The sequence below is a fragment of the Clostridium sp. ZBS2 genome, from assembly GCF_023845855.1.
Taxonomy (GTDB): domain Bacteria; phylum Bacillota; class Clostridia; order Clostridiales; family Clostridiaceae; genus Clostridium; species Clostridium aquiflavi.
The window spans coordinates 1-4,166 of the sequence record NZ_JAMQIF010000050.1; the positions used below are offsets into that span (position 1 = coordinate 1).

Sequence of the window (4,166 nt, forward strand, 5' to 3'; positions counted from 1 at the left end):
CAATTAGATTTTATAATTGTAACTGGAGATGCCTATGTTGATCATCCATCTTTTGGTACTGCTATAATTGGAAGAACCCTTGAATCAGAAGGATTTACCGTTGGAATTATTGCACAACCTAACTGGAATGATTGTGAAGATTTTAAAAAATTAGGGCGTCCTAAATATGGATTTTTAGTTAATTCAGGTAATATAGATTCTATGGTTAACCATTATACTGCTGCCAAAAGACATAGAAGCGAAGATTTATATTCTCCAGGTGGTAAATCAGGACATAGACCTGATAGAGCTGTAATTGTTTATTGCAATAGAATAAGAGAAGCTTTTAAAGATGTAGCAATTGCAATTGGTGGAATAGAAGCAAGTCTTAGAAGATTTGCTCATTATGATTATTGGGATAATAAAATAAGAAGAAGTGTCCTTCTAGATTCTAAAGCAGATTTATTGATGTATGGTATGGGTGAAAAAACAGTAGTTCAAATTGCGGACTTATTAAGATATGGTGCAAATATAAAGAATATCACTAACGTTAGAGGTACATGTTACTTAACTAATGATATATCACATATTGAAAATCCAGTTATCGTTCCATCATATGAAGAAGTGGTAAATGATAAAAATGCTTATTCAGAAGCTTATAAATTAGAATATTATGAACAAGATTCAATTATTGGTAAAACAGTAATACAAAAATATGGTGATAGATATCTAGTTCAAAATCCACCTCAAGAAAACTTAACCCAAGATGAAATGGATATTACATATAATTTACCTTATACAAGAACTTATCATCCAATATATGAATCTGAAGGTGGAATACCTGCAATTCAAGAAGTTAAATTCTCAATTACAAGTCATAGAGGATGTTTTGGTTCATGCTCATTTTGTGCATTAACATTCCATCAAGGAAGAGTAATTCAAAATAGAAGCCAAAATTCTATAATTGATGAAGCAACATTATTAACTACTCTCCCTGATTTTAAAGGATACATNNAGAAGTACATGGAACATGTAAGACTAAGCAGTGTATGTTTCCAGCACCTTGTAAAAATTTAAAGATTGATCATACTGAATATCTTTCTTTATTAAAAAAAGTTAGAAAATTACCTGGTATAAAAAAAGTGTTTATTCGTTCAGGTATAAGATATGATTATTTAATTCATGATAAAAATGACTCTTTCTTCAAAGAATTATGTGAACATCATATAAGCGGTCAATTAAAAGTAGCCCCAGAACATGTTGTTCCAAAAGTATTAAATCAAATGGGAAAACCAACAAGAGAAGTATATGATAGATTTGTAGATAAATACTTTAATATAAATAAAAAATTAAATAAGAAACAATTCCTTGTACCTTATTTAATGTCTTCTCATCCTGGTTCTGATTTAAATGCAGCAATAGAACTAGCACAATATGTTAAAGAAATGGGATATACTCCAGAACAAGTACAAGATTTTTACCCTACTCCTGGAAGCTTGTCAACTACTATGTACTACACTGGATTTAACCCTCTTACTGGAGAAGAAGTTTATGTTCCTAGAACTCCTGAAGAAAAAGAAATGCAAAGAGCTTTAATTCAATTTGCTGTACCTAAAAATCATAAAAAGGTAAAAAAGGCCTTAATTGCAGCACACAGAGAAGATTTAATTGGTAATGATAAAGATTGTTTGATTGGTTTTACACCAGCTAAACTTGGATATCAAGGTAAAAATAATAGAAATAAATCATCTAATAATGATGGCGAAAAGAGTTCACATACAACTAGCACTAGAACTTCTAATAAGAATAATGCAAAATCTAATTCAAGTGCTAAAAGTATAACTCAAAGTTCTAAATCTAATTCAAAAGATAAAAATGTAGAAAATAGAAAAAAATCTAAAGGTAATTTTAAACCTAAAACTTCTACTAGAAGAAAATAATTTTAATAAAAAGACTAATAGAAGAAAATAATTTTAACTATATAAAAAGACTAATGTTTCTGTTTGTTTTGGAATCATTAGTCTTTTCTTATTTTTTATTGTATTTCTCTAATTTTTTTAAAACCATTCAGTACTAAACTCATAATTATAAGAAATATAAAATCTCCTATAACTGGATATGGGAAAACTCTTATTCCCCCTAAAATAATAATATCTTCAATCATTACAATTGAAATTGATAAAATTATAAGCCATATGCCCTTTTTATTTACAAAAGGTTTATCTAGTATAATTACATTAAAAATAAGTAGTATTCCTAATAATATTAATGAAAATAAGAATATTAATGTTTCTTTATCTATTTTTAAAATAAAACCATACAAAGTGTTTACTTGCACTGTTGCTTTAGAAAAATAGATTATTAAGCCATAAACAACTGATATTATTACAGCAATAATATAGTTAGTGCTAAATTTTAAATTTTCAGATCTAAGATACACATATGTTATAGCTAAAATCATTAGAGGCACTGATATATGGTTTAAGAAAATTACAGATTTAAAATAGTATACAATTGTACTATTTTTAAGTATGCATAAAATAAATAATGTTATATGTCTTAATAAAAATAATGTAATTACAATAGTCACATATATTTTTATTTTCTTAGGTGAAACCTGTATATTCTTTTTTAAAAGTATCAGACATAAAAAAATTATAAGTAACAAAAATAAATAATATGCAAAATTCACAAATTACACTCCTATCTACATTCCTGTTACTTATATTTATTATATAATTACATATTTTATACCTATAACTACTTAATAATTACTTTACTAATCAATTCCTAAAACTTTAATTCCACTTTTAATACATTTAATATTTAATGGAAAATCTGGTCCTCGTTCTCCATCAATATCTGTAACTATATTTTCTTTAGATTCAATATATAAATCATCTGTTTTAAAGTATACTACTTTTTTAGAATCTAAATGCTCTCCTTTTAATACTTTAATAAATAATGGTATTAATTCAATAATTGGAATGGCTTTAAATATAATTACATCAAGCTTACCATCTGTCATGTCTGCTTCTGTAGCTAATCTAAAGTTACCAGCACTTTCTCCATTGAATACTAATAAAAGATACATTTCACCATCATAAGTACACTCTTTAGACGTTATATTGACTTTTAGTCTTCTAAAGTTAGGTAACTCTTCTATACCTTTTAAGTAGTACGCTAATTTACCTATAGTGTTCTTTAAGTTTACATCGGTCTTTTGAGAAACATCAGTAAAAAGTCCTGTACTTGCTACATTTATAAAATACTTATCATTTATTTTGCCAAGGTCAACTCCAACAGGTTTTGAATTTAATATTTTATTACAAGCATCTGTAATGTTATTTGGTATATTAATAAATTTACCAAAATCATTTGCAGTTCCTACTGGTAATATTCCTATTGGCAAATCTAGTTTCTTTTGTTTCATGGCATTTACAACTGAATCAACAGTACCATCGCCACCAGCTATTAATATATATTCGTAAGTATCATCTATGTCATCTAAGGCTTCATATAATGATTTTCCTTTTTGAATCCTATATGGAATTATTTGAAATTCCGCTTCTTCATGTAGTTTTATAACATTATCTAGTTCATTAACTATAATATTTTCTCCTGAGTACGGGTTATATATGAATTTAACCTTTTTCATAAATATAAATTCCCTCCAACCAAATTCGTTATACAGCTGATTATATCATTTTGTACTTTTAATGTCGATAATATATTATCTTTTATGTATTTTTATGGTATAAATTTCTTATTTTATAAATTAAGAAAATATTAATTAAATTACACCTTATATTTTAAGAACATGTATGCTATAATAATATTTCGTAAATGATTTTTAATAAATTCAGGAGTGATTTTTATGAGAAAAAGTTGTATTCCTAATATATTCACATTTATAAATCTATCTTGTGGTGTTCTTTCAATACTATCGGTTATGTATGATAGAATAGATCTTGCAAGTATTTTTATATTAATTGCCGGCTTAGTTGATAGATATGATGGTAGAGTCGCACGTTTTTTAAACGTATCTAGTGATTTAGGCAAAGAATTAGATTCTTTAGCTGATTTAGTTTCTTTTGGTGTAGCGCCATCTATACTAATATATATATTATTTGAATTTACAAATTTAGGACCAAAAGGATCTATTGGATTAATATTATTATTATTAT

At 26.5% G+C, this 4,166-nt stretch carries 3 protein-coding genes and 1 pseudogene; 2 read left to right on the forward strand and 2 right to left on the reverse strand.

Going from position 1 to position 4,166, the window contains the following annotated elements:
• Positions 1-1,919, forward strand: a pseudogene (locus NG918_RS16495) (YgiQ family radical SAM protein); the annotation flags it as partial.
• 95 nt (positions 1,920-2,014) lie between these two features.
• Here the strand turns inward: NG918_RS16495 and NG918_RS16500 are convergent.
• Together NG918_RS16500 and NG918_RS16505 are read right to left on the reverse strand one after the other, a co-directional pair.
• Positions 2,015-2,671, reverse strand: coding sequence for a hypothetical protein (locus NG918_RS16500; RefSeq protein ID WP_252227135.1), 657 nt, complete (start codon positions 2,669-2,671; stop codon positions 2,015-2,017).
• An 87-nt stretch (positions 2,672-2,758) separates the two neighbouring features.
• On the reverse strand, positions 2,759-3,637 hold the full coding sequence (locus NG918_RS16505; protein WP_252211921.1) for a YegS/Rv2252/BmrU family lipid kinase: 879 nt from the start codon (positions 3,635-3,637) through the stop codon (positions 2,759-2,761).
• A gap of 219 nt (positions 3,638-3,856) precedes the next feature.
• On the opposite strand from NG918_RS16505, the gene NG918_RS16510 reads away from it, so the two are divergent.
• On the forward strand, positions 3,857-4,166 hold a 310-nt coding region (locus NG918_RS16510), incomplete at its 3' end, for a CDP-alcohol phosphatidyltransferase family protein (RefSeq protein WP_252227137.1).